General features: G+C 47.0%; 37 protein-coding genes and 1 pseudogene. 37 read left to right on the plus strand and 1 reads right to left on the minus strand.

The features are described 5' to 3' along the window. Positions 1–348: 348 nt before the first annotated feature. Positions 349–1,062, minus strand: coding sequence for a S24 family peptidase (locus tag C7N83_RS03600; RefSeq protein WP_106740748.1), 714 nt, complete (start codon positions 1,060–1,062; stop codon positions 349–351). A gap of 202 nt (positions 1,063–1,264) precedes the next feature. On the opposite strand from C7N83_RS03600, the gene C7N83_RS03605 reads away from it, so the two are divergent. The 37 genes and pseudogenes from C7N83_RS03605 (at position 1,265) to C7N83_RS03770 (ending at position 20,618) form a co-directional block, all read left to right on the plus strand. Beyond that, positions 1,265–1,528: a helix-turn-helix domain-containing protein gene (locus C7N83_RS03605; RefSeq protein WP_079453753.1), complete on the plus strand. Its 264-nt coding sequence runs from the start codon at positions 1,265–1,267 to the stop codon at positions 1,526–1,528. A gap of 43 nt (positions 1,529–1,571) precedes the next feature. After that, the gene (locus C7N83_RS03610) at positions 1,572–3,569 is read left to right on the plus strand and encodes a Mu transposase C-terminal domain-containing protein (protein ID WP_106740697.1); all 1,998 of its coding nucleotides are present in this window, start codon (positions 1,572–1,574) and stop codon (positions 3,567–3,569) included. Between the two features lie 35 nt (positions 3,570–3,604). Next, positions 3,605–4,519, plus strand: a complete 915-nt coding sequence (locus C7N83_RS03615; protein ID WP_106740699.1) for an AAA family ATPase — start codon at positions 3,605–3,607, stop codon at positions 4,517–4,519. A gap of 15 nt (positions 4,520–4,534) precedes the next feature. Further along, entirely contained in the window at positions 4,535–4,777 is a 243-nt protein-coding gene (locus tag C7N83_RS03620) for an Arm DNA-binding domain-containing protein (RefSeq protein WP_106740701.1), read from the plus strand. A 27-nt stretch (positions 4,778–4,804) separates the two neighbouring features. Continuing rightward, on the plus strand, positions 4,805–5,044 hold the full coding sequence (locus C7N83_RS03625; protein WP_049343822.1) for a hypothetical protein: 240 nt from the start codon (positions 4,805–4,807) through the stop codon (positions 5,042–5,044). A 99-nt stretch (positions 5,045–5,143) separates the two neighbouring features. Then, positions 5,144–5,299, plus strand: a complete 156-nt coding sequence (locus C7N83_RS14545) for a hypothetical protein (RefSeq protein ID WP_170064789.1) — start codon at positions 5,144–5,146, stop codon at positions 5,297–5,299. Beyond that, positions 5,296–5,418 carry a hypothetical protein gene (locus C7N83_RS16530; RefSeq protein ID WP_281256729.1) on the plus strand — a complete coding sequence of 41 codons (123 nt, stop codon included), beginning with the start codon at positions 5,296–5,298 and terminating at the stop codon, positions 5,416–5,418. The genes C7N83_RS14545 and C7N83_RS16530 overlap by 4 nt, the downstream gene beginning before the upstream one ends. A 79-nt stretch (positions 5,419–5,497) precedes the next feature. Next, positions 5,498–5,665 carry a hypothetical protein gene (locus C7N83_RS14550; protein WP_170064790.1) on the plus strand — a complete coding sequence of 56 codons (168 nt, stop codon included), beginning with the start codon at positions 5,498–5,500 and terminating at the stop codon, positions 5,663–5,665. Further along, positions 5,665–5,997, plus strand: a complete 333-nt coding sequence (locus tag C7N83_RS15700) for a hypothetical protein (protein ID WP_245911114.1) — start codon at positions 5,665–5,667, stop codon at positions 5,995–5,997. Before C7N83_RS14550 ends, C7N83_RS15700 begins: the two co-directional genes overlap by 1 nt. Beyond that, entirely contained in the window at positions 5,994–6,434 is a 441-nt protein-coding gene (locus C7N83_RS03635; protein WP_106740702.1) for a hypothetical protein, read from the plus strand. Before C7N83_RS15700 ends, C7N83_RS03635 begins: the two co-directional genes overlap by 4 nt. After that, complete coding sequence (locus tag C7N83_RS03640; protein ID WP_245911115.1) at positions 6,416–6,919, plus strand: hypothetical protein; 504 nt, start codon at positions 6,416–6,418, stop codon at positions 6,917–6,919. The genes C7N83_RS03635 and C7N83_RS03640 overlap by 19 nt, the downstream gene beginning before the upstream one ends. Then, the gene (locus C7N83_RS03645) at positions 6,916–7,404 is read left to right on the plus strand and encodes a hypothetical protein (RefSeq protein ID WP_106740706.1); all 489 of its coding nucleotides are present in this window, start codon (positions 6,916–6,918) and stop codon (positions 7,402–7,404) included. Before C7N83_RS03640 ends, C7N83_RS03645 begins: the two co-directional genes overlap by 4 nt. Positions 7,405–7,428: 24 nt before the next feature. Beyond that, positions 7,429–7,632, plus strand: a complete 204-nt coding sequence (locus C7N83_RS03650; RefSeq protein WP_106740707.1) for a hypothetical protein — start codon at positions 7,429–7,431, stop codon at positions 7,630–7,632. Between the two features lie 18 nt (positions 7,633–7,650). Beyond that, positions 7,651–8,169: a host-nuclease inhibitor Gam family protein gene (locus tag C7N83_RS03655; RefSeq protein ID WP_106740709.1), complete on the plus strand. Its 519-nt coding sequence runs from the start codon at positions 7,651–7,653 to the stop codon at positions 8,167–8,169. 220 nt (positions 8,170–8,389) lie between these two features. Next, positions 8,390–9,319, plus strand: a complete 930-nt coding sequence (locus C7N83_RS03660) for an LAPAL motif-containing putative phage structural protein (protein ID WP_146135087.1) — start codon at positions 8,390–8,392, stop codon at positions 9,317–9,319. Between the two features lie 167 nt (positions 9,320–9,486). Beyond that, positions 9,487–9,885, plus strand: coding sequence for a gp16 family protein (locus C7N83_RS03665; protein ID WP_106740713.1), 399 nt, complete (start codon positions 9,487–9,489; stop codon positions 9,883–9,885). Positions 9,886–9,887: 2 nt separating this feature from the next. Then, positions 9,888–10,367 carry a Mor transcription activator family protein gene (locus C7N83_RS03670; protein ID WP_106740715.1) on the plus strand — a complete coding sequence of 160 codons (480 nt, stop codon included), beginning with the start codon at positions 9,888–9,890 and terminating at the stop codon, positions 10,365–10,367. A gap of 171 nt (positions 10,368–10,538) precedes the next feature. Then, the gene (locus C7N83_RS03675) at positions 10,539–11,084 is read left to right on the plus strand and encodes an N-acetylmuramoyl-L-alanine amidase (protein WP_106740716.1); all 546 of its coding nucleotides are present in this window, start codon (positions 10,539–10,541) and stop codon (positions 11,082–11,084) included. Next, a complete protein-coding gene (locus C7N83_RS03680) occupies positions 11,081–11,284 on the plus strand; it encodes a hypothetical protein (protein WP_106740718.1) in 204 nt (67 codons plus the stop codon). The genes C7N83_RS03675 and C7N83_RS03680 overlap by 4 nt, the downstream gene beginning before the upstream one ends. Positions 11,285–11,286: 2 nt before the next feature. Beyond that, positions 11,287–11,451, plus strand: a complete 165-nt coding sequence (locus tag C7N83_RS03685) for a hypothetical protein (RefSeq protein ID WP_106740720.1) — start codon at positions 11,287–11,289, stop codon at positions 11,449–11,451. Positions 11,452–11,453: 2 nt separating this feature from the next. Further along, positions 11,454–11,690, plus strand: coding sequence for a hypothetical protein (locus C7N83_RS03690; RefSeq protein WP_004520462.1), 237 nt, complete (start codon positions 11,454–11,456; stop codon positions 11,688–11,690). Then, the gene (locus tag C7N83_RS03695) at positions 11,662–12,081 is read left to right on the plus strand and encodes a hypothetical protein (RefSeq protein ID WP_106740722.1); all 420 of its coding nucleotides are present in this window, start codon (positions 11,662–11,664) and stop codon (positions 12,079–12,081) included. Before C7N83_RS03690 ends, C7N83_RS03695 begins: the two co-directional genes overlap by 29 nt. Then, a complete protein-coding gene (locus tag C7N83_RS16720; protein ID WP_211296567.1) occupies positions 11,978–12,295 on the plus strand; it encodes a hypothetical protein in 318 nt (105 codons plus the stop codon). The genes C7N83_RS03695 and C7N83_RS16720 overlap by 104 nt, the downstream gene beginning before the upstream one ends. Further along, positions 12,292–12,474, plus strand: a pseudogene (locus tag C7N83_RS03705) (hypothetical protein); the annotation flags it as partial. The gene C7N83_RS16720 and the pseudogene C7N83_RS03705, both read left to right, overlap by 4 nt. A gap of 310 nt (positions 12,475–12,784) precedes the next feature. Next, the gene (locus C7N83_RS03710; protein ID WP_106740726.1) at positions 12,785–13,015 is read left to right on the plus strand and encodes a hypothetical protein; all 231 of its coding nucleotides are present in this window, start codon (positions 12,785–12,787) and stop codon (positions 13,013–13,015) included. 22 nt (positions 13,016–13,037) lie between these two features. Beyond that, positions 13,038–14,339 carry a replication initiation factor domain-containing protein gene (locus tag C7N83_RS03715; protein ID WP_245911117.1) on the plus strand — a complete coding sequence of 434 codons (1,302 nt, stop codon included), beginning with the start codon at positions 13,038–13,040 and terminating at the stop codon, positions 14,337–14,339. Positions 14,340–14,352: 13 nt separating this feature from the next. Further along, positions 14,353–14,664 (plus strand): hypothetical protein, encoded by a 312-nt coding sequence (locus C7N83_RS03720; protein ID WP_106740730.1) that lies wholly within the window; start codon positions 14,353–14,355, stop codon positions 14,662–14,664. A 13-nt stretch (positions 14,665–14,677) separates the two neighbouring features. Next, positions 14,678–14,881 (plus strand): hypothetical protein, encoded by a 204-nt coding sequence (locus C7N83_RS03725; RefSeq protein WP_002237227.1) that lies wholly within the window; start codon positions 14,678–14,680, stop codon positions 14,879–14,881. Positions 14,882–14,967: 86 nt separating this feature from the next. Then, entirely contained in the window at positions 14,968–15,186 is a 219-nt protein-coding gene (locus C7N83_RS03730) for a major capsid protein (protein ID WP_106740731.1), read from the plus strand. Between the two features lie 56 nt (positions 15,187–15,242). Then, positions 15,243–15,698 (plus strand): hypothetical protein, encoded by a 456-nt coding sequence (locus C7N83_RS03735; protein ID WP_106740733.1) that lies wholly within the window; start codon positions 15,243–15,245, stop codon positions 15,696–15,698. Further along, on the plus strand, positions 15,698–15,976 hold the full coding sequence (locus tag C7N83_RS03740; protein ID WP_106740735.1) for a hypothetical protein: 279 nt from the start codon (positions 15,698–15,700) through the stop codon (positions 15,974–15,976). Before C7N83_RS03735 ends, C7N83_RS03740 begins: the two co-directional genes overlap by 1 nt. 122 nt (positions 15,977–16,098) lie before the next feature. After that, entirely contained in the window at positions 16,099–16,419 is a 321-nt protein-coding gene (locus C7N83_RS15155; protein ID WP_070654866.1) for a hypothetical protein, read from the plus strand. Next, positions 16,364–17,830 (plus strand): IgG-binding virulence factor TspB family protein, encoded by a 1,467-nt coding sequence (locus C7N83_RS14170; protein ID WP_146135088.1) that lies wholly within the window; start codon positions 16,364–16,366, stop codon positions 17,828–17,830. Before C7N83_RS15155 ends, C7N83_RS14170 begins: the two co-directional genes overlap by 56 nt. A gap of 3 nt (positions 17,831–17,833) precedes the next feature. Continuing rightward, positions 17,834–18,127, plus strand: a complete 294-nt coding sequence (locus C7N83_RS03755; protein WP_106740737.1) for a DUF2523 domain-containing protein — start codon at positions 17,834–17,836, stop codon at positions 18,125–18,127. Further along, a complete protein-coding gene (locus tag C7N83_RS03760) occupies positions 18,124–19,287 on the plus strand; it encodes a zonular occludens toxin family protein (protein ID WP_106740739.1) in 1,164 nt (387 codons plus the stop codon). Before C7N83_RS03755 ends, C7N83_RS03760 begins: the two co-directional genes overlap by 4 nt. 68 nt (positions 19,288–19,355) lie before the next feature. Further along, entirely contained in the window at positions 19,356–19,643 is a 288-nt protein-coding gene (locus C7N83_RS03765; protein WP_106740740.1) for a hypothetical protein, read from the plus strand. Between the two features lie 18 nt (positions 19,644–19,661). Further along, positions 19,662–20,618, plus strand: a complete 957-nt coding sequence (locus tag C7N83_RS03770; RefSeq protein WP_106740742.1) for an IS110 family RNA-guided transposase — start codon at positions 19,662–19,664, stop codon at positions 20,616–20,618. The last annotated feature ends 26 nt before the right edge of the window (positions 20,619–20,644 follow it).

Raw genomic sequence — 20,644 nt, forward strand, 5'->3', positions numbered from 1 at the left:
TATCCGCTTTTTTGTAGGGAGGGTCAATTTTCACCGCCGGCTTTAGCGTTGTTTTGCTTGGTTTTTATCGATAAAACGATGTGTGTGTGATTTGGCGGCTTTGCGGCGGCAATCATGGAAACAAATGTTTCAGACGGCCTATGTATGTGGGGGACTGTTAGTTTTTGCACAAGGAACAAATAGAGTAAAAAACGCTGAAATCTTGGAAAGACGTGGATTTCGGCGTTTTTTTTGTATCTGGAAAAGTTACGCCAGCTTTTTCACAAAACCGCGCCGGAATGCGCGGTTTTTTGTTTGAAGTTGACGGGATTGGGAATTTTTTAAAACTATTTTAAGAGGGTTTTAAAATCAGTTTACGGTACGGCCGAACCATTCTACCCGGCCGATGATGGCTATATCGGTGTTGTCGGCTGTGAGGTCGATTTCAAAAGGCTCGTAGAGGGGATTGGCGGATTTAACCAAGAGCCGGCCGGGCAGGCGTTGGATATTTTTGACGAACAGGTCGTTTCCTATGCGTAGGACGTACAGGCCGTCGCGCGGCTCGGTTTCGGCGTGGTTGATTAGGATGTTGTCGCCGTGGTTCAGGATGCCTTCCATGCTGTCGCCTTTGACGGCGATTACAGAGAGCTTGTCTGTCTGCCGGGTAACGTAGTTTTCTATCCAGTATCTCCGGAAAGCCATGCAGAATAATGGTTTTTCATCATTCACTGCTTGTCCATGCCCTGCTGCCGCTTCTACGCTGTATCGCGGGATAAAGACAAACTCACGTAGATCAACCGGATTGCCCAAGGTATCCACCGCGCCTGAGCCGGTATTGGATACCGGGAATGCTCCAACGTTCTCCGGTCTTGATTTGTCAGCAAACGGCAAACCTTTGCCGGTCAGTAACCAGTTTAAATCACATCCGGTAACTTCTTGAATTTTTATAAGTGTTTCAGCCTTTGGCAAACCATCTTTAGCAAATACCTTATTCAGTCCCATGTAGGACATATCTATCTTGGAGGCTATATCCTCCAATGTCGAATCCGGCCATAAAAGCTGAAGTCTGCTTTTAAAAGTCATGTGTTTCTCTCTAACAAAAAGACTAACCAAAAAACCTTCCCTTTTGGTTAGAAATAATCTTAATCAAAAACAAAAGTTTATAAAATAACCGCCATTTGTTTGTAAATTGACTAACCAAAAGGGTTTACAACTATCCTTTTGGTTAGTATTATTCGTTTCATTAAGTCATATGACTTAGCAAACAAACCCAAAAGGAATGCGTATGGAAACCCTAAAAGAAAGATTAATGGTAAAAATTGAAGATGCGGAAAGACAAAAACAAGATTGGCATCGTGCGGAAATTGTGGCAGCAGTTCGTAAACGCGGGAAAACAATTACTGCACTATCAATCGAATCCGGGTTAAGCGCGAATACATTAAAAAGCGCGTTGCAATTTAAATATCCAAAAGGCGAACGAATTATTTCAGACTTTCTCGGCATCCCACCTCAAGAGATTTGGCCTAGCCGTTATCCCAAACAGGTTTAACTTACTCAAAAGAGTAAACAAAAGTTTATATCAGGAGCAGTAAATGAGCAACACCATATCCTTAGAGGAGCTGAAAAATTTAAGTTTGCCCTGTCTTCCCAAGAACCTAGAAAGCATTAGATATCGTGCCAAAACTCAGGACTGGCCGTACATCGAAGAAGTTGGCAAAGCGCGTGGAGGCCGTCTGAAAAAATACTTAATCGCTTCCCTCCCTGCCGAAATCCGAGCAGCCATCATGAAACGGCAGTCGGACGAGCTGGCGGAGAAGATGCCGAAAATGCTGCCCCAAATCAGACCGGGGACGGCGATGTCGGCTCAAGCACTGGCTGAAGCGGCCAAGCTGTTGAACGAGAAACAACGGTCGGTGGCGGATGCGCGATGTGCGGTGGTGGCGGCGGTGTTGGGTATCAAATATCAATACGGTTGCTCTGCGAAGGCTGCGGTGGCTCAGTTTTTGGGCTTGCTGGCAGAAGGTAAATTGGACGCGGTCACGCTTGGGAACTTGGAAAAGGCCAATGACCGCAGTCGGTCGGCGAAGGTTGGCGAACGTACTTTAGATGGCTGGATATCTGCTTATTTGAAAGCGGAAAACGCGACGGAGCGGTTGGTTGCTTTGGCTCCGAAGACGACGAAGGCGGTCAAGCCGATTGAGAGCTACGGTTGGTTGCCGATGTTTATGCAGTTGCACAATATTCCGTCGGCTCCGAAGCTGGCACACAGCTACCGCCGGTTTGTGCAGTGGGCGGAAGCGGAAAATATGCCGGTCAATGATGTGCCTAATCTGAGTATGGTGCGACGCGTTTGGGAAAAGCTCCCGCTGATTATGCAGGAGCGCGGCAGGAAAACGGGGGCGGCTTATAAATCGCTGCTGCCTTATGTGAAACGTGATTGGGGGGCTTTGAAGCCGAACGATGTTTGGATCGGCGACGGCCACAGCTTTAAGGCGAAGGTGGCGCACCCTGTACACGGCAGACCGTTTAAGCCTGAAGTGACGGTGATTATTGATGGTTGTACGCGGTTTGTGGTCGGATTTTCGGTATCTCTCGCGGAAAGTTGTGTGGCGGTATCGGACGCTCTGCGTATCGGGGTCAAGCACTTTGGTTTACCGATTATCTACTACTCGGATAACGGCGGCGGCCAGACAGGCAAGACGATTGACCATGAAATTACGGGTATTACGTCCCGATTGGGTATCCGCCATGAAACGGGTATCGCGGGCAATCCGCAAGGTCGAGGCATCATCGAGCGATGGTGGAAAGACAATCTGATTGAGATGGCGCGCCAGTATGAGACGTTTGCGGGCGCGGGGATGGACAGCAGCACGAAGAATCTGATGTACCGCAAGATGGAAAGTGCTTTTAATGCTTTGGAAAAAGGCAAGGATTTAACGGAGGAACAACAGAAATATTTGAAAAAACTGCCGAGCTGGTCGCAATTTATTGCGGATGTGGTCAAGTGTATCGATGATTACAACAACCGTCCGCACGGCGAGCTGCCCCGACATCCTGACGGCGGGCATTACACGCCGAAGGATTATCGGGAAATGAGGCTGGTTCAGGACGGTATCGCGCCGGATATGTTGTCGGCGGAAGAGCTGGCGACGATGTTTATGCCGCAGGAGGTGCGAAAAGTGCAGCGCGGTTGGCTGGATTTGTTCAACAACTCTTATTTCTCAACTGAGCTGGCGGAGTATCACAAAGACGAGGTACGGGTCAGCTACGATTTGAGCGATGCGTCGGCGGTCAATGTGTTTGATATGGACGGCAAGTTTATTACTAAGGCGCAGGCCAACGGCAATACCAGCGAGGCTTTCCCGACGGCACGTATCGACCAACTGGCGGAAAAACGCCGAAAAGGCAAAATCAAGCGGGCGGAAAATGCAATCAAGCTCGCGAATGCGGAAGTCAATCCGGCACTGGAACAGGCGGCAGCTTGGGACGAGCTGGGACATTTGGGCGGAAACGTCATCGAGGCGGAGTATGCGGTATTGCCGAAAACGGGCACAGACGATTTTGTGCTGTTTGAGGCGGATAGAAGTTAAAACAGTTTTAAACCTCTTTTAAAAGGACTAAAAAAATGAAACAAATCAATCATACATTGCAACAAAAACTGGCTGAATTTAAAGCCAAGTCAGGCATGAACCAAACCCAACTGGCACGCGGTATCGGTACTTCGCCGGCATCCATCAGTATGTATCTGAATGGCACTTATGCGGAAAAAGGCGGTAATTATGAAACCATCGAGCCGAAAATCGAGGCGTTTTTGGAGATGCAGGACAGCAAAGCGCGACGCGAAGAGCTGGTGTTGGGTTTTGTATCGACCAAGACGACCCGCCGAATTGCTGAAGTGATGCGCGATGCGCACGAAGGCGGCGAAACGGTGGTGATCTACGGTCAGGCGGGTTTGGGCAAGACTCAGGCGGTCAAAAACTACTGCGAAAAGAATCCCGCCGCCATCCTGATTGAGGCTAATCCTAGCTTTACGGCTTTGGTCTTGATGCGCAAGCTGGCAGCAGCGGCGAAGGTATCGGCGATGGGCAGCTTGAATGATTTGTTTGAGTCTGTATCTGACCGCCTGCGCGATTCGGGCCGTCTGATTGTGGTCGATGAAGCGGAAAACCTGCCTTTACGCGCCCTTGAAATTGTACGCCGTCTGCACGATGAGACGGGCTGCGGCTTGGTGTTGAGCGGTATGCCCCGACTGGTGGCCAACCTGCGCGGTAAGCATGGCGAGCTGGTACAGCTTTATAGCCGAGTGTCTGTCGCGCTGAATTTGGGCGAATCTTTGCCGGATGACGAACTCTTTGAGATTGCAAAATCAGCTTTGCCTGATGCGGACGAGGAGACGCTTTTTGAATTGGTTAAACATAGTAACGGCAATACGCGCCGGATGAGCAAATTGATGCGCGGCGCGGTACGCACGGCAAACAAGAACGGTATCAAGATGCAGGCCGGTATCGTTAAGAAATACAGCTCCCTGATTATCCGATAAGAAAGGCCGTCTGAAATGAGACACGAATATGCGGTACACGCCGGAGTCTATGAGGACACTTGGCACGATTACGAAACCCATAAACGTCGCAAGATTTGGCGGGCGGATGTGCGCGGCAAGCGCAAAGAAGGCTTTGCATGGTTGCAAATCCGCCGACTGCGGAAACGATTTGAAAGCAAAGAGGAAGCCAAGGAATGGGCTGCTCAAGTGAAGGCGGATTGGGTATGCAATAATTTTTTTGCCTTAAGAAAATATTAAGTAATTGATTTATAAGGAAATAGGAAAATGTCTAATTTGTTTTGCGAACGAAAAACCAAGTGGATCGGTTTGGCTTTTTGGTTGTTGTTTTGGGCGGTTTTGGTGGGAACGATGCTGCACAGCTGCTCTAAGCCGGTGGTGTCGGCGGCGAAGTTGGAAATGTCGCGCCGCGAGCGTCTGGCGGATTTGGAGGCAAAAGCCTTGGGCGAGCAATACGAGTCGATGAGTACGGAAGAAAAAATGAAAGGGATTGTTTATGAGCGATAAGCCATTGAGCCCTACGGCAAAAAAAGAGGCTTTGGAACGTGCGCTTAAGGAAATCCGCGCGAAATATGGCGATAAGGCGATTGTGAAAGGATGTGTGAAATGAGTTTCGGACGACGTAATACGGATTGGCAGGCTTGGGGACAACACCGCAGGCGTGCGACGGCGCGGATGGCGCAAAAAAGCCGAGAGCGAGAAATCGAGGAATATCAGGCGCGTTTTAAACGGCCTCTTGAGAAGAAGGAGGAGAAAAAATGATTTGGTTTGTTGTCGGATTGGCTGTGTTGGTGGTACTGGGGATTTGGCTTGAACTGCTGGCCCGAATCGTCGTGTTGCACATGATAGGAAAATGCCATGACGGGTATGACGACAATTAAAACGGTAAACCGTTGATGTTGCTCTATATTTTTTTGCCTTATTGGAAATATAAGGTATTGATTTAAAAGGAATTTAAAAATGAATGCAAAAGAAATTGCAGAATGGATCGAAGACCGTGGCGAGCTGATGTTGATGAAGAAGGACGGCGAAGGCTTTGTAATCGCTGCGCGGTCGCCGGACGGGATGTGGAAGACTGCCGAGGCGGAAACTTTGGCGCGGGCGATAACTTTATGGGAGGAAGTGTGATGACTACCGGAATGATGATTTATCTATTGGTCTGCGGGATTGTTGGTTTGGCGTTGGTGGTTGATTCACTGATGAGCCTGATTGAAAACTGGTTTAAGCAGCAGACTAAAGCGGTTGTTTTGGATGCCTGCGGTATGTTTTTGTCTTATCTAGGCATTAAGTTGGGCAGGTTGATGCGTGACAAGCAAACTAAGTTTGAAACTTGGTCAGAGTTTAAAGCATGGATCGATAAACAAGCTGAACTTGAAAATCACTTGGCAGGCAATGTTCAGATCGTAAAAGGCAATGGAAATGTACAGGCTGGTGGCGATGTTTGGAAGGATAAACAATGAACATCGAAAAATTCAACCCGAAAAAAGACCCTAAATACATTGACTATATTTTTCGATTTTTGAAGAAAAAATCCAAACTGATTGAAACTTTAGGAGCTTATCCACGAATTGTTAAGTTTAAAGATGGATTTGGCTGGTATATCGGCTGGTTTATTGATGACGGTCTTGGAGACTTTATTGGCAGCAGGATTTGTTACGGCTCCGAAAAAGTTGAGACTTTTTGTTTTGTTAAAACCACTGAAGCGGATGTTGTCGCCGAAGTCAAATGGAATGAATACGAACGTGTCGGAGGGTGTGCATTAACTAAATGGCATCACAAATGGGTCTATGCCAATAAACGATCACGCAAATGCCGCCACTGCGGAATATGGGAACGGAAAGTCGTCAAGACCGTTAAGACGGTTGAACGGCGAACATTATGGGAGAGCGAGTCATGAACGTGAAATGCCCGAACTGTGGTGCGGTGCATAGCCTAGACAGCTTAATCAACGATGCCGACGCATCGTCTGTATTGCGGGCTGTTTTGGAAATGGATGCGGAATTGGGCAAGGCGGCGATACGGTATATCGGTTTATTCCGCCCCGCCAAGTCCCAGCTCTCTTGGGCGCGTACCGCGAAACTGCTGAATGAGTTGCTGCCGATGATTAAGGCGCAGGAGGCGGCGCGTGACGGGGTTTGTTTTCCTGCCCCTACCGAGGCTTGGATTCACGGATTTAATGAAACCGTTAATGCACGCGACCAAGGCCGTCTGAAAACGCCGCTGAAGTCGCATAGATACTTATACGAAATCCTTGCAGGCTGGGTTGGCCAGCCAAGCGCAGGGAATCAAACAGTAAACCAACCAAACCGCCGAGCCGCACTGCCGGCCAACCCCAGCCAAACCCTTACCGCAGCCGCGTCGCTGCAAGGACTGAAAAAATGAAAGAACTGCCTACCCAACTGCATAACGCCATGATCGACGGCCTGACCATGCTTTTGACTCTGCGTCTGAGCGGTTCGCCGGCTGCCGACACTGTGGCCGCCACTGCGCAAACATGGAGCCGTGTATTGGCGCACGGCCGGGCGTGGGATGAGGTGCGCGATGTGAAGCGGTTTCAGACGGCCTTTATGGCGTTGGCCAATGAAATGAGCCGCTGGCCGAGTCCGAAAGATTTTTTGGACAATCTGCCGCCACCGCCGGAGCCGTTGAAGCTGGAGTACCACTACCACCCTACGGAGGAGGAAAAAGCGAAGGGGAAATCGGCTTTAAACCGCATACAGGGCGTGATTAAAGAGGTATTAAAAGGCAGGTCGCTGATGCCGCCTCCGGCTGAAACCGCCACCGAGCAGATTTTGAGACACCGCGCGAAAGTTGAGGCACTTGCCAAGCGCGAACGCGAACAAGGCTTGAGCAAGCCGAAATGTTAAACCCAACCTGAAAGGAAAGAGAAAATGGCTAAAGTCGTTCTTGTTATTAAAGATAGTACCAAAAGCTTATTTGAGTTTGAAATAAAAGGTTTAGAAGACGAATGTGAAGAAACTCCTGCAATCTTGGCCGGACATGCTGCAGCAGGCTATCTGAGAAGAAGACAAACAGCCCTCCACGAGAAATTTTTAAGTCAAATTTTACGAGACTTATCAGATCAAGATTTTTAGAGTAAACCCGAAAGGAAAATGGCTAAAACCCGAATCAAACAACCCGCTATTGAAGCGGCACAAGACAAAGCGGAAGTCACTGCGTTTATCCGCAAAATCGGCGACTTGCAGCGCGAAGTCAAACGCTTGGAAACCGAAGCCGGAGACAAAAAAGCAGTCATCGAAGAAGAATATGCCGCCAAAGCCGCGCCGATGTGTGCCGAAATCATGAGCCTGACCGAACGTGTGGCCGCCTACTGCGAAGCGCATAAGGACGAGTTGACGGAAAACGGTAAAACCAAAACCGTGGACTTTACCACCGGCCTGATTAAATGGCGCATCCGTCCGCCATCCGTCAAGGTAACAGGCGTGGCCGCCGTCTTGGCGTGGCTCTCGGAGAAATCCGCCTTTGCCGAGTTTGTCCGCACGAAAAAGGAAATCGACAAAGACGCCATCCTGAATCAAAAAGAGCGTTTTTCAGACGGCCAAGTGCCAGGGATTAAGATTGTGTCGGGGCTTGAGGATTTTGTAATTGAGCCGAGCGAACAAATTCTATAAAATCAACAGTCTGATTCAGTTCAGTGTGTTGAAACGTGATTGAGCCTACGGAGCAGGAGTTGATGTGATGATTTAAAACAATGTTAAAGGCCGTCTGAAATGGGGTTTAAAACCTGTTTCAGACGGCTTTTTTTATTCGAAATACAGTATATTTTTGATAGGAGATGTGTTTAAAATAGGCTAAAATCGTCGGATTAGGAAGAAGAAGATGAAGATCCGTATGAGCCACGAAAAATTCAATGTACTGTATGATGGCGAAGCATTGCGCAACAATGAAATGAATGTGCAAACCCTTGCTCCTGCGCTTTATGCATTCGGTACATTATTGGAAGAAGCTAATGCAGCAATCAACGGGAGCCGTGCCAAAGTAAGCGTTAATGTAAAAGCTTCATTTAAAACAGGTTGCTTCGGCATTGAGTTGAATACGTTTGTTTCACTAGTGGATTTAAGTAAGTCGTTATTTACTTCTGAGAATATTGCCACAGCCAAAAACCTGCTTGAATGGCTTGGTTTGGTATGGGGTACGGCGGGAATAACTAAATATACGGGAAAAGGTTTAATTGGGCTGATAAAATGGCTGAGAAACCGTAAGATTTCTAAGATCGAAACGGTTGGTGATGAAACCTTTAAGGTGTATGTCGGTGATGAATATTACGAAACTGAGAAGCAGGTATTATGGCTTTACCAAAACCACAAAATCCATGAAGCATTTAAAGATGTATTATCCCCATTAGAGCAGGAAGGTATTGATGAATTTGCTGTTACCGATTTAGAGCAAACTTCCCGATTTATGGTCATCAAGGAGTCAGAAGTGCCTTTTTTCGAGCCACCGAAAGAAGAAGATGAAATCCTTGCCGATGACGAAGTAAAGATGAATCTTCAGGTAGTAAGTCTGTCTTTCGAGGGTAACTATAAATGGCGGTTTTCTGATGGTAATTCCATATTCAATGCGGATGTCGAAGATGAAGGATTTCTCAGGCTTGTGCAATCGGGAGAAGTAGCTTTTGCTAAAGGGGATATCATCAAAGCGCGCTTGCATAAACTACAATATATCAAAGGGGAAAATATGAAAACGGAGTATCGAATTCTGGAAGTATTGGAACACCGGCATGGTGCACCACAAATGAAACTTCCTTTTGTAGACAACTAACTAGTACGCCCGGCAAAAGGTCGTCTGAAAACAGTTTAAAACCTGTTTCAGACGGCTTTTTTTATGCCTGTCCGTTTCGCAAAAAACATCGTCTTACTACAACATATAGTATTTTATCTGTATAATATGCGTTAATTAATCAATATATTGTGTTTTAGGAATTCAGAATGCGCCGGGCATTGATTGCAAAAATTAAAATTGCTCAAAAAGAGCTTGGTTTGGATGATGCGACGTATCGCGCGGTGTTGGAGCGTGTGACGGGCAAGCGGTCGTGTACCGAGTGCAGCATCCCTGAGCTGGAGCGTGTGGTCGAGGATTTGCGCCAGCATGGGTTTGCGCCGAAGAAAACGGCAGGCCATCGCCCGAACCGCCGAAGCTCTGCCGATCCGATGATGCGGAAAATCGAAGCCCTGCTGCTGGATAACGACTGGACTTGGAATTATGCGCACGGCACGGCGAAAAAGATGTTTAAGGTTGACCGCGTGGAATGGTTGTCCGACGGCAATATGCACAAGTTGGTGGCGGCTTTGCAGATTGCGGCGAACCGAAAGAAAAAGGAGGAATAGGAATGAGTGTAAGTTGGGAGATGACAGAGCAGGATTTCGAGGATGTGAAACATCTGCTGCCGCATAGTGTGGTGGCGATGATTACGGTCATCGGACTGGAGGCGACATTTCACATGGTTAAGGTTTGGGGCGGGACGAATTACCCGATTTCCAATCGTCGCCGCAATACGCGTCAGAGCCGAATCTTACACGCGCAACTGGTCGAGGACATTGGCGAGGCGGCGGCGGGACGATTGGAGCGAGCCTATGCCGGTCAGCCTTTCTTGGCGATTCCGCGCTGCTGGGATGCGATGCGTGAGCTGCGCAACCGATTTATCCGCCGGCAATATGATGCGATGAGCGCGGAGGGTTTGAGCGATTTGGTTATTGTGCGCGAGCTGGTGTTGGCGCATAAGTTGTCGACGCGCAATATCCGATACATTTTGAAAGAGGCCGACCGCGAGGCGGCGGCAAGAGCGCAGGCTGATTTGTTTGCGGCATGATGGTTTTGTTTTCCTTGTGTGTTTGAGTAGACCTTTTTTCCCTGCTTCGTGCAGGGATTTTTTTTTACCTGCATTCCGCTGAATGCAAGCCTGACGGGGCTTGGGGGTCGTCTGAAAAGGTTTAATGGGGTTTTCAAATGTTATGCAATCAACCTTTTTTGGAGATGATGAATGGGCAAAACCGTAACCTTAACCGCTGGACACAGCAATACTGACCCGGGCGCAGTCAACGGAAGCGACCGTGAGGCGGACTTGGCGCAGGATATGCGCAACATCGTGGCTTCAATCCTGCGTAACGATTACGGCCTGACCGTACGCACCGACGGCGAAGGCAAAGGCAATATGCCGCTGCGCGAAGCAGTTAAGCTGATTCGCGGCTCGGATGTGGCGATTGAGTTCCACACCAATGCGGCGGCGAACAAAACGGCGACAGGCATCGAAGCCTTGTCCACGCCGAAAAACAAACGTTGGTGTCAGGTATTGAGCAAGGCTGTTGCCAAGGCGACAGGCTGGAAACTGCGCGGTGAAGACGGCTTTAAGCCGGATAACGCAGGGCAGCATTCGCGCCTGGCTTATGCGCAGGCCGGCGGCATTGTTTTTGAGCCGTTTTTTATCAGCAACGACACTGATCTGGCTTTGTTTAAAACTACAAAATGGGGCATTTGCCGCGCGATTGCGGACGCGATTGCGATGGAATTGGGAGCGGCGAAGGTATGAAAAAGTCTTTGATTGCTTTATGTGTTGCCCATTGTGCAAAGTTGAAAAACGGTTTTGGCGTCCCGCCGTTACCTGAAATCAAAATCACGTCAAGCCCTGTTCGGATAGGCTCTTTAAAACAACATCCGAGCCTGCGCTTGGGTAAGTCGGGCGTGGCAGCTGCCAAACGCGCGGCGCGTAAACGCAAGAATCGTCGTTAATCATGGGACAGATTGAGTTTTACGAAAAGATGATTGAGCAATGGTCGCGTAAAAGCCGCGAGGCAAGCGAACAGGCAGATTTGGCTGCGTTTGAATTTGCGGAGAGCGAAATTGCCAATTATCGGGAAATGCTGAAACGGCACCTGCAAACCAAAAGTGTGGAATAGCAATGCGTATTTTGGATATTTTTAAAAACCCGGCGACAGGCAATGTGTCGCACTCGAAACTCTGGGCAAACGTCGCCTGCGCGGCTGGGACGTTTAAGTTTGTGATGTTGCCCGACCCTTCGGCGGAGATCTGGGCGGTGTATTTGGGCATTGTCGGCGGCTATGCCGTGGCGCGTTCGTTGGTCAGCGTCAAACGTCAGGAGGTCGAGAATGAATCTCGTGAAACTGCTGGCGAATAACTGGCAACCGATTGCCATCATCGCGCTTGTCGGCACGGGTTTGGCGGTGTCGCACCATCAAGGCTACAAGTCGGCTTTTGCGAAGCAGCAGGCGGTCATCGACAAGATGGGAAAAGACAAAGCGCAAGCCCTGCTGTTGTCGGCTCAAAACTATGCGCGCGAGCTGGAAAATGCGCGTGCGGAAGCTAAAAAATATGAAGTCAAGGCGCACGCTGTCGGCATGGCTTTGGCGAAAAAACAGGCGGAAGTCAGCCGTCTGAAAACGGAAAATAAAAAGGAAATCGAAAATGTCCTTACTCAAGACCGTAAAAATGCAAGCGGCGGTTGTATTGACGGCTTTGGCCATCACGGCCTGCAGCTCTACAAGCGCGCCCTCGGCTACGGAAATTAAGGTTGTCGAAAAGGCGGTCATGCCGACACCGCCTGCCGCATTGATGGTCGCGCCGGTACGACCGAATGCGCCTAAAGACGGTAAGACGGCCACGCTGTTGGAACACGCCGCTGAGTTTGGCGGCTATGTTTCGGAACTGGAAAACCAAAATCAGGCTTGGCGCGATTGGGTCAACAGTCAAGCGGAAGTTGACGGTTCGGAGGGCGCACGATGACGACTTATCGTGATTTGGTGCAACGCACGGTCGCCTGCCGCCATGCGGACTTGGAATTGGGCTTAAGCCGCGCACGCGAACAAGAGCCGTTTGTCATCCATGTTTCCGACCTATTGGATAAGGCAGGCATTGAGTACGCAGTGCGTATGGATAAGGATTTTCAGACGACCTTATATATTGCGCTCCATCAGGGGCGCATATTTTTAATTCTTGTAAAGCCCCTTAACTCTAGCCAGTGAAGGGGCTTAATCATGTTTATTTTCTATACCGTCAATCCCGAACCCGTATCTTTCCCGAAAGCATACATCTTGAAAGTGTTCAGGGATAAAGACAACGAATCCCAATGCATCAAAACAGTTTGTTTCCCTTATATATTGCGCTCCATCAGGGGCGCATATTTTTAATTCTTTATATATTGCGCTCCATCAGGGGCGCATATTTTTAATTCTTGTAAAGCCCCTTAACTCTAGCCAGTGAAGGGGCTTAATCATGTTTATTTTCTATACCGTCAATCCCGAACCCGTATCTTTCCCGAAAGCATACATCTTGAAAGTGTTCAGGGATAAAGACAACGAATCCCAATGCATCAAAACAGTTTGTTTCCCTATCCGCAATCCGACTTTGAAACAAAAAATTGAAAACGAAGCGTATGAATACGGCAGATTGTTTGTAAAAGAATTGATGGATAAGGAATGCAACCGTGAAAGCCTTGGAAGATAAAGCCGTGGCGGCGGCCGCGGACATGGCGGACGCTCCAGCGGACGGCGGGGCTGCGGCAACCGCCGAAGGCTGCCCCCCTAGGCTAATAGGGGGGGACCAAAACAAAACCCCAAATCCGAAGGGTGCGGAAAAAACAGAAAACCAAGAATTTCAATTCGAATATTTCAGCCATTTTGTATCGGACGGCAAAGGCAGATTTATAGAAATACCGTTAAGGCGTGGCAGGGATGACGGAGCGTTCATAGACCAAATCACTTTCACGATTCACGAAGATTCTTTGCCGAAAGTAACAGGAAAAGGATTGGTTTCAGATACGGAATTCGTTGTCCAGTATAGCGAACTGTTGGAAGAAATATTGGGATTCGGCATTACCCAAAAATTACCGTTCAAAGGTAAGTTTTTCTATAAAAGCTGTTATCAACTCGGACCCGACAACGTCGAATACGGAAAGGTTCACTATGGTGGTCAGCGAGAAACGATGTTGGTCGAATTGAACGGAACAGGCTGCATGGCGGCATTACCCGGTTGGGAAAACCGCCTACATGAATTCTTAAGTAAATGCGTCCGCCCGAAAATAACCCGTGTCGATGTAGCCCATGATTTTTTCAACGGCGAGTACACACCCGATCAGGCAATGCTAGACCACGATAACGGACATTACGACGTACACAATATGCGGCCAAAAAGCGAATGTCGAGGTACGGCATGGCGCAATGAAGACGGCAGCGGAAAAACCTTTTACATCGGCAAGCGCGGAAACTCAAAATTTACCCGTGTTTACGAGAAAGGCAGACAGTTTGGAGATGTTGACAGCCCTTGGGTCAGGTTTGAAACCGAATTCAGGGCGGGGGATATAGAAATCCCATTGGATATGCTTCTTTATCCCGGTTCGTATCTAGGCGGTGCATATCCGATTTGCAAAGCGATTTTCAAGACCGAAGCCAAGCGGATGGAAGCAAAAGTAGAAACCGTTAATTTGACATTCGACCATAAGCTTTTCCATGCAAGGAATCAGGTCGGCAAGATGGTTAATTTCCTTCGAGATATAGGGTGGGACGATAGCAGGATAGTTGATGAGCTGGTGAAAGGCGTTGAAGGTTATCCCAAAGGTTTACAGCCTGAGCAATACGATTGCAGAAACCAAACGCAGAAATTCCAGTATATCCACGAAGAACAGAAAGCCATTAACGCATTGAACATTGAAACACTGTTTGATGATTTGAATGAAGAGAAAGAAACCGCATTCCCACAAGACAGGGAAAGGCAACACATCAAGGATATTGAGTACGAGGAACGTCAAATATCCGATTTTTTAAACAACTGAAGGAAATTGAAAAATGTTTGAAACAAGCCAAGTAACCACATATCCAGCCACTTTATTGGGCGCAAAACAATTCAAAGGCGAAATCGACGGTAACAAAATCGATTCATGCACCGTCTTGGTAGCCAGTCCCATGCCGTCAAACGGCAATGCCGTGGGCTTTACCGCGGCAAGCATGAAGTTTGGTGACAGTCATAATTTTGAAAAATTGAAAAACCTTAAATTCCCCTGTGCCGTTGATGTAACCGTTGCGATGGAATCAACAGGCAAAGGCTTAGTGCCGAAATTGTTGGATTTCCAAGTAAAGGGCGCAGCATCTAAAGCCTAAGAAAGGCTGAATCATGAGCAGATACCAACAGAAATTTATCGTACAGGAATTGGAAAATCACGAATTCATCTATCCCGATCCATTTGGCGATATTGGCTTTACGCCGAACATCAAATCAGCCGGTAAGTATGACAGCTATGAAGACGCTTTCAGCTCGGCATTGGAAGAGATTGGCGGGGAATTTGTAATTTTCGGATTCTACGAAAAAGAAGATTAAGTTTAAGAGGCTCGGCGGGCGGTCTCTAAAACCTTCACAAAGCCCGCAAAACTATTTTTTATCAACATTTCGTAAAGGAAAACATCATGAAATTGATGAACACTTGCCGTAAATACGGCGTAAAACTGGCTGTTGTTGCCGCCGCTCCTCTGGCTCTCGCTACTCAAGCATGGGCTGAAGTACCTGAAAGCGTCAAAACCGACTTGGCTACCGCTAAAACCGATGCTATGTCAGTTGCGGCAATCGTACTGGGTATTATCGCTTCAATCTTCGCAATCACTTTGATTCGTCGCGTATTGCGCTAATCCGAAAGTTTCAGACGACCCGACAAAGGTCGTCTGAATTTTAAAGGGGCATAGAAATGTCGATTATAGAAACGTTATTGAAAGAGTTTGGATACAGCCTTGCCGATATAAAAGAAATCGGCGGCTATGTCCTGTCTGCATATGGCGGACTTTTAGGCATCGCCCTGATACGTTCGGTTATCGACGGCAGAAAGGCTAAAGCAGCCGCAGAACGCAAAGAACGTCGTGAAGAAATTCGGGAAAGGCTGGATGAAATCAGATTGAGGCTTGCTGAAATCAGGTTGGAAAAGGCAGAAGCCGAAATTAAAGCCAATGAATCAGAAGAATCCTCCGAGGAAGACGAAGAATGTGAAGACAGACGCCGAACGCAGGAAGAAGCCTTAGCCGTTTATGAAGAACTCGTAGCAGAAGAGCAGGAACTTGAAGCACAGGAACAAGAGTTCGAAACGATTGCAAACGGTATAGGCGAAGATGAAGACGACGACGGCGTTTATATCTATAAGGACTGCTAATGGGCTACCAAGTCGGAAACAACTGTTATGCAACCCGCCAAGACGCTGAAAATGTCTATTTCAGCCTAGTTCCTCCGAAGATTGGCGAAGACGGCAAGTTGATACAGCTTCAGGCGTCTAAGCTCGGTTGGATACTTAACGGTCAGATCGTCAAAGCCGAATTGCCCGAATGCAACCCGATAGACAGCATGAGGGACGGTTCATACATAGGCTGGTCTGTGGTCGCCATCATGGCTGCCGTTTGGGGGATGAAGCTTTTATGGCAGAAATTGAGGTAGTCGCATGATGGACTTTTATTTCTATCTTGGCGTATTTGTTCCGGTCGTGGTGGGCTGGATGATTTTTAAATGACGAAGCGATATAATCCCGACTTTCTGCAACCGTTACGAAAGTTAGGATTATGTTTTACATTTCAGAAGAAGAATTGAGATTCAAAAAGGACACGAATCCCGATTATTTAAATGAAAAACTGTGTCATGTGTTTATAGCTGAAATGTTCAGACTTAAAGAAATTTATCCAATTTCTGATTTTAAGAACATGGTAAAAAGTGCAGCCCAATATTTTTTAAATAGAACATATCTTGATGATATGTTAGTTTTTTTTGAAGATGGCTCGTATTTGAAATTTCAGTTTTTAGAACATGGCTTTGAATGCAAAGAGTTCTATGATGGTCAAATTTCAACGGCTTATTATTATGGCCGTTATTCTATTAGGATGTAATTTTAAAGCTAACGCTGAATTAGTTGTTGAGCCAAATGGAAGAGTTCGTGTTTCGACTGGCGGTTTTAATCAAAATGGCGTTAGAACTTGGCGTTATTTAGATAATGGTCGTGGCGGTATGGGGGGGAATATGTTCTATCATGAAACATCCAGTAAATCATTAGCCGTCCGTGAAGCCTCTACCGGCCTCCGCTCTGCCTCAACAGTTCCCGTAACCATAGAACAAAAAGTATCCCGCTCTACCGTCCTAAAAAACCTGCTCTCAAAAGCCAAAGCAGGCGGCAAATTCGCAAGAGTAGGAGGCGGTCCTGTCGGTTTTGTAGTTTCGACCGCTGCTTTTTATCTCGTAGAGCAAATGCTTGCAGACGAAGGTTATAAATACGATGTAACTTTAGGCGATTTTGTAACCGATAAAGAATACGTAATTATCATAACTCCAAACGATGAACGTAACGGAGGTAAAAACGAATTTGAATTAGCACGTTTTGGATTATCTAAAGATTCTTATGATTATGGTTATAAGAGCTATAAATCAACGTTAGACGGGTTATGTGATAGAGCGTCAAAAAACGTAGATGATTATGCAAAGAGTAAGGGCGATGAAGGTCATATAGCTAAAGAGTATAAAGGTTCTACTTTAACTGGTGGTTGTAAAGCTATAACGGCTTATGGAGAAGCCATTAAAGCATTTTGGCGTATTGAGCCAAATAAGAAACAGCCTATTTCGCAGTCAGAATTCGACAGAATAGTAGGTCCGAATGCAGACCGAAATCCTACGTCCTATGTAAATGCAACAGCAAATGAAGACGGCAGCATTCCGGGTGCATCAGTAAGCACGCCGACCGTGCCTAACGGAACAGTCATTACACTTGGTCCGGCAACAGGGCAAGACGGCAGACTCTTTCAGATAACCATCAGCTTCACAACAACATCAGACGGCAACACAACCGCAACCGTCACCACAGCCCCGCGCCCCAACCTCACACCGGGCAGCCCTGCCGCGCCAAAAACCAACCCAACCCCGACACCGGGCGAAAATGGCAAGCCGGGTTCACAACCCGACCCCAATCCTGACGGCAAGCCTAAAGAGGATGACAAGCCCAAAGAAAGTGGCGGTTTATTGTGTGAAGTGTTCCCGAATATTCTAGCCTGTGCTGAAAAAGGCAATATTGAAGAACAGGAAGAACCATTCAAAATACCGCATACCCAAAACGAAACAACCTTTAGACCTGATTTCTTTCTGCCTGACAACGGCGTTTGTCCTGCTCCCAGAACAGCAACCTATTTAGGCATAACATTGGAATTCAAATATGACCTGATTTGCCGTTTTGCTGAAATGATACGTTTTCTCGTTATCGGTATAGCTGCCGTTGTAGCCGCATTTATCATGTTCTCAAGTAGAAAGGACTAAAGCATGCAAGCCGCGTTTTTCGCCATATTACAAAGGCTGCTGACCTATATCGTCGTAAAAGTATTTATAGCACTGGGTATCAGTTTCGTGACCTTTACAGGCTTTACAGTGGGTCTAGGATTCGTCAAGGATTACATCAGCAATCAATTTAATTCCATGCCGTCCGATATTCTGCAAATCATCATGATGGCAGGTTTCGGACACGCATTAGGGCTGATATTCGGCGCATTCGCCTTTAATGTCGCCATGCAAAGTATAAGCAAATTGTCGTTCATTCCAGGGGGTAAAGATAAATGATTATTCTGCAAACAGGCGTTCCGGGCAGCGGAAAAACCAGTTCTGTCGTTAATATGTTGATGACCGATGAAAGCTACACCCACTTCACTGACAAAGACGGCGTCAAGAAAAAACGCCCGCTCTTTGTCAACGGTATTCCCGAACTCAAAATAGAACATGAAGAACTTTCAGACGAGCAAATCAAATCACAGCCGTTTCAAGACTTCCTCCCTTATGGTTCGCTTGTCATCATAGACGAAGCGCAACGGCTGATGGGTACACGTTCCGCCGCTTCAAAAGTACCGCCATTCATCGAAGCCTTGGCAACACACCGCCATCACGGTTTAGACATAGTGTTGATTACTCAACATCCCAGCTTTCTTGACAGTTTCGTCCGCCGGCTCGTTCAACGGCATATGCACGTTTCCATTAAGCCCGTCGGACGCAAACTATACGAATGGAACGAATGCGTCGACCAGCCCGATAGCAGTGTAAACATTGCCAAAGCCATTGAACGGACGTTTGTTGTGCCTAAAAAGTCCTTCGGTATGTACAAATCTGCCGAAGTACACACCAAGCCCAAACGTCGCATTCCCAAAAGCTTGATATTCGTTGTCCTGTTTATTCCCCTTTTAATAGGCTTTACGCTTTACACGATAAACAAAATGAGCAAACGGTTCAGCGCGGACGAACAGCAAACAACGTCAACAACTGCCGCATCCGATGTAGATGGCGCAGAACCGAAAACCAGCCCTGCGACTGCCGATATAGGGCAAAATCTCAAACCTGAAGATTTTGTACCTACACTCGCCGAAAAGCCCGAAAGCAAACCCATCTATAACAACGTCCGCCAAGTTAAAACATTTGAGTACCCTGTCGGCTGCGTTGATGGCGGCAAAAGCGGATGTACCTGTTATTCAAGCCAGGGCACACCGCTGAAAGAAATCACAAAAGCCATGTGCAAAGACTACGCAAAAAACGGCTTGCCTTTCAATCCGTATAAGGACGAACAACAACAGGCAGCACAACAGTCACAAACAGCCCCGCAGACCGCCTATGAGCCTGAAAACAGCCAAGTCGTCGCAATGGGCGGTCAAAGCCCTAAAAACCTCATGTATGACGGCTATGTCGAAGCAGGTCAGCAATTTGCACAACGCGGCGGGGTCGTAGGTTCGCCATAAACAAAGATGCTTATTTATCTGTTAATGAAGCCAAAGGCGGAATTAATAGGTAAATAAGCATCCACGGGGTGCGGGAACTCCCGCTTTTTGAATTTCAGCAATTTTATGTCTTCCAGCGATGTCTAAAAATTCAAAAACAGGCAAAAATCAGCGCAACCGGACGCAATAAAATGCTAAAGCCAAAACCCGCAAACCGTTTTAAAAAAGACGGTTTGCGGGTTTTTGTTTATGCGCAAAACAAAGACCCGGGCGGTTTAGGCAGCAAATCGACCAAAGTTAAAAACTGGACAAAAGAAATGCCGAATCGTCTGACCATCCTAAAGATTGAATATCATCATAGCCGCATAGCAGGCTGAATAAATAAGGAAAATGCAATGAACGTAATAGGATTGGATATTTCAAAAGACACCATAGACGTAACATTGATTACGGCCAAAGGCGAAATAGACTATATAAAAATCGGAAACAGTCATGAAGGTTTTGAAAAACTGATTGGCTGGATAAAAACTAAGAGAGTTAGAAAAATTGCTATAAGCATGGAAGCAACAGGCGTTTATTACGAAAAAGCTGCCGAACATTTGAGCGCAGTCTATACCGTTTACGTCATCAATCCCCTCAAAATTAAAGATTACGCAAAAAGCCAGTTCAGTCATACCAAAACAGACAAAGCAGATTCAAAGTTGATAGCCGATTACACAAAACGACATTTAGATAAATTGAAATCGTTTAGTCCGTCTGAAAATCCAACGTTGTACAAACTGATAAACCTGCTTCAGCAGCTCAAGCAACAGAAGCACGAAAGCCAAAACAGGCTACATGCCGCTAAAGATCCGTTTATAAGGTCAACTCACGAATCAATCATCCTGCTGCTCTCAAAGAAAATAGACGAAACCTCAAAACGCATAGACAGCGTGATTAAGCAGCAAAAAAGCCTGAATGCCGAATATAAGAACCTGCAAACCATACCCGCCATAGGCAAAGATACCGCTGCAATCCTGCTTAGACACCTGACGGATAAAACGTTTGAAACCGCAAACCAATTTGTATCATTCGCCGGATTAAGTCCCAAAATTGAACAATCAGGGACAAGTGTCAATAAAAAAGGCCGATTAAGCCGATACGGACACAGACAATTAAAACGCGCCTTGTTTATGCCTGCTTTGGTTGCTTATCGGATAAACGCATTTCCGCAACTGGTCAAAAACTTGGAAGCGGCCAAAAAACCGAAAATGGTCGTTATTGTCGCTTTGATGCGTAAACTCGCAAAAATTGCTTTTTATATCCATAAGGCAAAAACACCGTTTAACAAAGCGCGTCATCAGACGGTTTAACATAAACATACAAAACAAAACGGCTG

This window comes from Neisseria iguanae, assembly GCF_003013245.1.
GTDB classification, from domain to species: domain Bacteria; phylum Pseudomonadota; class Gammaproteobacteria; order Burkholderiales; family Neisseriaceae; genus Neisseria; species Neisseria iguanae.

What these genes read in the sequence shown, in the direction of transcription:
- C7N83_RS03600 (WP_106740748.1), bottom strand. Translation starts at nt 1,062, where the DNA reads ATGACTTTTAAAAGCAGACTTCAGCTTTTATGGCCGGATTCGACATTG.
- C7N83_RS03605 (WP_079453753.1), top strand. Translation starts at nt 1,265, where the DNA reads ATGGAAACCCTAAAAGAAAGATTAATGGTAAAAATTGAAGATGCGGAA.
- C7N83_RS03610 (WP_106740697.1), top strand. Translation starts at nt 1,572, where the DNA reads ATGAGCAACACCATATCCTTAGAGGAGCTGAAAAATTTAAGTTTGCCC.
- C7N83_RS03615 (WP_106740699.1), top strand. Translation starts at nt 3,605, where the DNA reads ATGAAACAAATCAATCATACATTGCAACAAAAACTGGCTGAATTTAAA.
- C7N83_RS03620 (WP_106740701.1), top strand. Translation starts at nt 4,535, where the DNA reads ATGAGACACGAATATGCGGTACACGCCGGAGTCTATGAGGACACTTGG.
- C7N83_RS03625 (WP_049343822.1), top strand. Translation starts at nt 4,805, where the DNA reads ATGTCTAATTTGTTTTGCGAACGAAAAACCAAGTGGATCGGTTTGGCT.
- C7N83_RS14545 (WP_170064789.1), top strand. Translation starts at nt 5,144, where the DNA reads ATGAGTTTCGGACGACGTAATACGGATTGGCAGGCTTGGGGACAACAC.
- C7N83_RS16530 (WP_281256729.1), top strand. Translation starts at nt 5,296, where the DNA reads ATGATTTGGTTTGTTGTCGGATTGGCTGTGTTGGTGGTACTGGGGATT.
- C7N83_RS14550 (WP_170064790.1), top strand. Translation starts at nt 5,498, where the DNA reads ATGAATGCAAAAGAAATTGCAGAATGGATCGAAGACCGTGGCGAGCTG.
- C7N83_RS15700 (WP_245911114.1), top strand. Translation starts at nt 5,665, where the DNA reads ATGACTACCGGAATGATGATTTATCTATTGGTCTGCGGGATTGTTGGT.
- C7N83_RS03635 (WP_106740702.1), top strand. Translation starts at nt 5,994, where the DNA reads ATGAACATCGAAAAATTCAACCCGAAAAAAGACCCTAAATACATTGAC.
- C7N83_RS03640 (WP_245911115.1), top strand. Translation starts at nt 6,416, where the DNA reads ATGGGAGAGCGAGTCATGAACGTGAAATGCCCGAACTGTGGTGCGGTG.
- C7N83_RS03645 (WP_106740706.1), top strand. Translation starts at nt 6,916, where the DNA reads ATGAAAGAACTGCCTACCCAACTGCATAACGCCATGATCGACGGCCTG.
- C7N83_RS03650 (WP_106740707.1), top strand. Translation starts at nt 7,429, where the DNA reads ATGGCTAAAGTCGTTCTTGTTATTAAAGATAGTACCAAAAGCTTATTT.
- C7N83_RS03655 (WP_106740709.1), top strand. Translation starts at nt 7,651, where the DNA reads ATGGCTAAAACCCGAATCAAACAACCCGCTATTGAAGCGGCACAAGAC.
- C7N83_RS03660 (WP_146135087.1), top strand. Translation starts at nt 8,390, where the DNA reads ATGAGCCACGAAAAATTCAATGTACTGTATGATGGCGAAGCATTGCGC.
- C7N83_RS03665 (WP_106740713.1), top strand. Translation starts at nt 9,487, where the DNA reads ATGCGCCGGGCATTGATTGCAAAAATTAAAATTGCTCAAAAAGAGCTT.
- C7N83_RS03670 (WP_106740715.1), top strand. Translation starts at nt 9,888, where the DNA reads ATGAGTGTAAGTTGGGAGATGACAGAGCAGGATTTCGAGGATGTGAAA.
- C7N83_RS03675 (WP_106740716.1), top strand. Translation starts at nt 10,539, where the DNA reads ATGGGCAAAACCGTAACCTTAACCGCTGGACACAGCAATACTGACCCG.
- C7N83_RS03680 (WP_106740718.1), top strand. Translation starts at nt 11,081, where the DNA reads ATGAAAAAGTCTTTGATTGCTTTATGTGTTGCCCATTGTGCAAAGTTG.
- C7N83_RS03685 (WP_106740720.1), top strand. Translation starts at nt 11,287, where the DNA reads ATGGGACAGATTGAGTTTTACGAAAAGATGATTGAGCAATGGTCGCGT.
- C7N83_RS03690 (WP_004520462.1), top strand. Translation starts at nt 11,454, where the DNA reads ATGCGTATTTTGGATATTTTTAAAAACCCGGCGACAGGCAATGTGTCG.
- C7N83_RS03695 (WP_106740722.1), top strand. Translation starts at nt 11,662, where the DNA reads ATGAATCTCGTGAAACTGCTGGCGAATAACTGGCAACCGATTGCCATC.
- C7N83_RS16720 (WP_211296567.1), top strand. Translation starts at nt 11,978, where the DNA reads ATGTCCTTACTCAAGACCGTAAAAATGCAAGCGGCGGTTGTATTGACG.
- C7N83_RS03710 (WP_106740726.1), top strand. Translation starts at nt 12,785, where the DNA reads ATGTTTATTTTCTATACCGTCAATCCCGAACCCGTATCTTTCCCGAAA.
- C7N83_RS03715 (WP_245911117.1), top strand. Translation starts at nt 13,038, where the DNA reads ATGGCGGACGCTCCAGCGGACGGCGGGGCTGCGGCAACCGCCGAAGGC.
- C7N83_RS03720 (WP_106740730.1), top strand. Translation starts at nt 14,353, where the DNA reads ATGTTTGAAACAAGCCAAGTAACCACATATCCAGCCACTTTATTGGGC.
- C7N83_RS03725 (WP_002237227.1), top strand. Translation starts at nt 14,678, where the DNA reads ATGAGCAGATACCAACAGAAATTTATCGTACAGGAATTGGAAAATCAC.
- C7N83_RS03730 (WP_106740731.1), top strand. Translation starts at nt 14,968, where the DNA reads ATGAAATTGATGAACACTTGCCGTAAATACGGCGTAAAACTGGCTGTT.
- C7N83_RS03735 (WP_106740733.1), top strand. Translation starts at nt 15,243, where the DNA reads ATGTCGATTATAGAAACGTTATTGAAAGAGTTTGGATACAGCCTTGCC.
- C7N83_RS03740 (WP_106740735.1), top strand. Translation starts at nt 15,698, where the DNA reads ATGGGCTACCAAGTCGGAAACAACTGTTATGCAACCCGCCAAGACGCT.
- C7N83_RS15155 (WP_070654866.1), top strand. Translation starts at nt 16,099, where the DNA reads ATGTTTTACATTTCAGAAGAAGAATTGAGATTCAAAAAGGACACGAAT.
- C7N83_RS14170 (WP_146135088.1), top strand. Translation starts at nt 16,364, where the DNA reads ATGATGGTCAAATTTCAACGGCTTATTATTATGGCCGTTATTCTATTA.
- C7N83_RS03755 (WP_106740737.1), top strand. Translation starts at nt 17,834, where the DNA reads ATGCAAGCCGCGTTTTTCGCCATATTACAAAGGCTGCTGACCTATATC.
- C7N83_RS03760 (WP_106740739.1), top strand. Translation starts at nt 18,124, where the DNA reads ATGATTATTCTGCAAACAGGCGTTCCGGGCAGCGGAAAAACCAGTTCT.
- C7N83_RS03770 (WP_106740742.1), top strand. Translation starts at nt 19,662, where the DNA reads ATGAACGTAATAGGATTGGATATTTCAAAAGACACCATAGACGTAACA.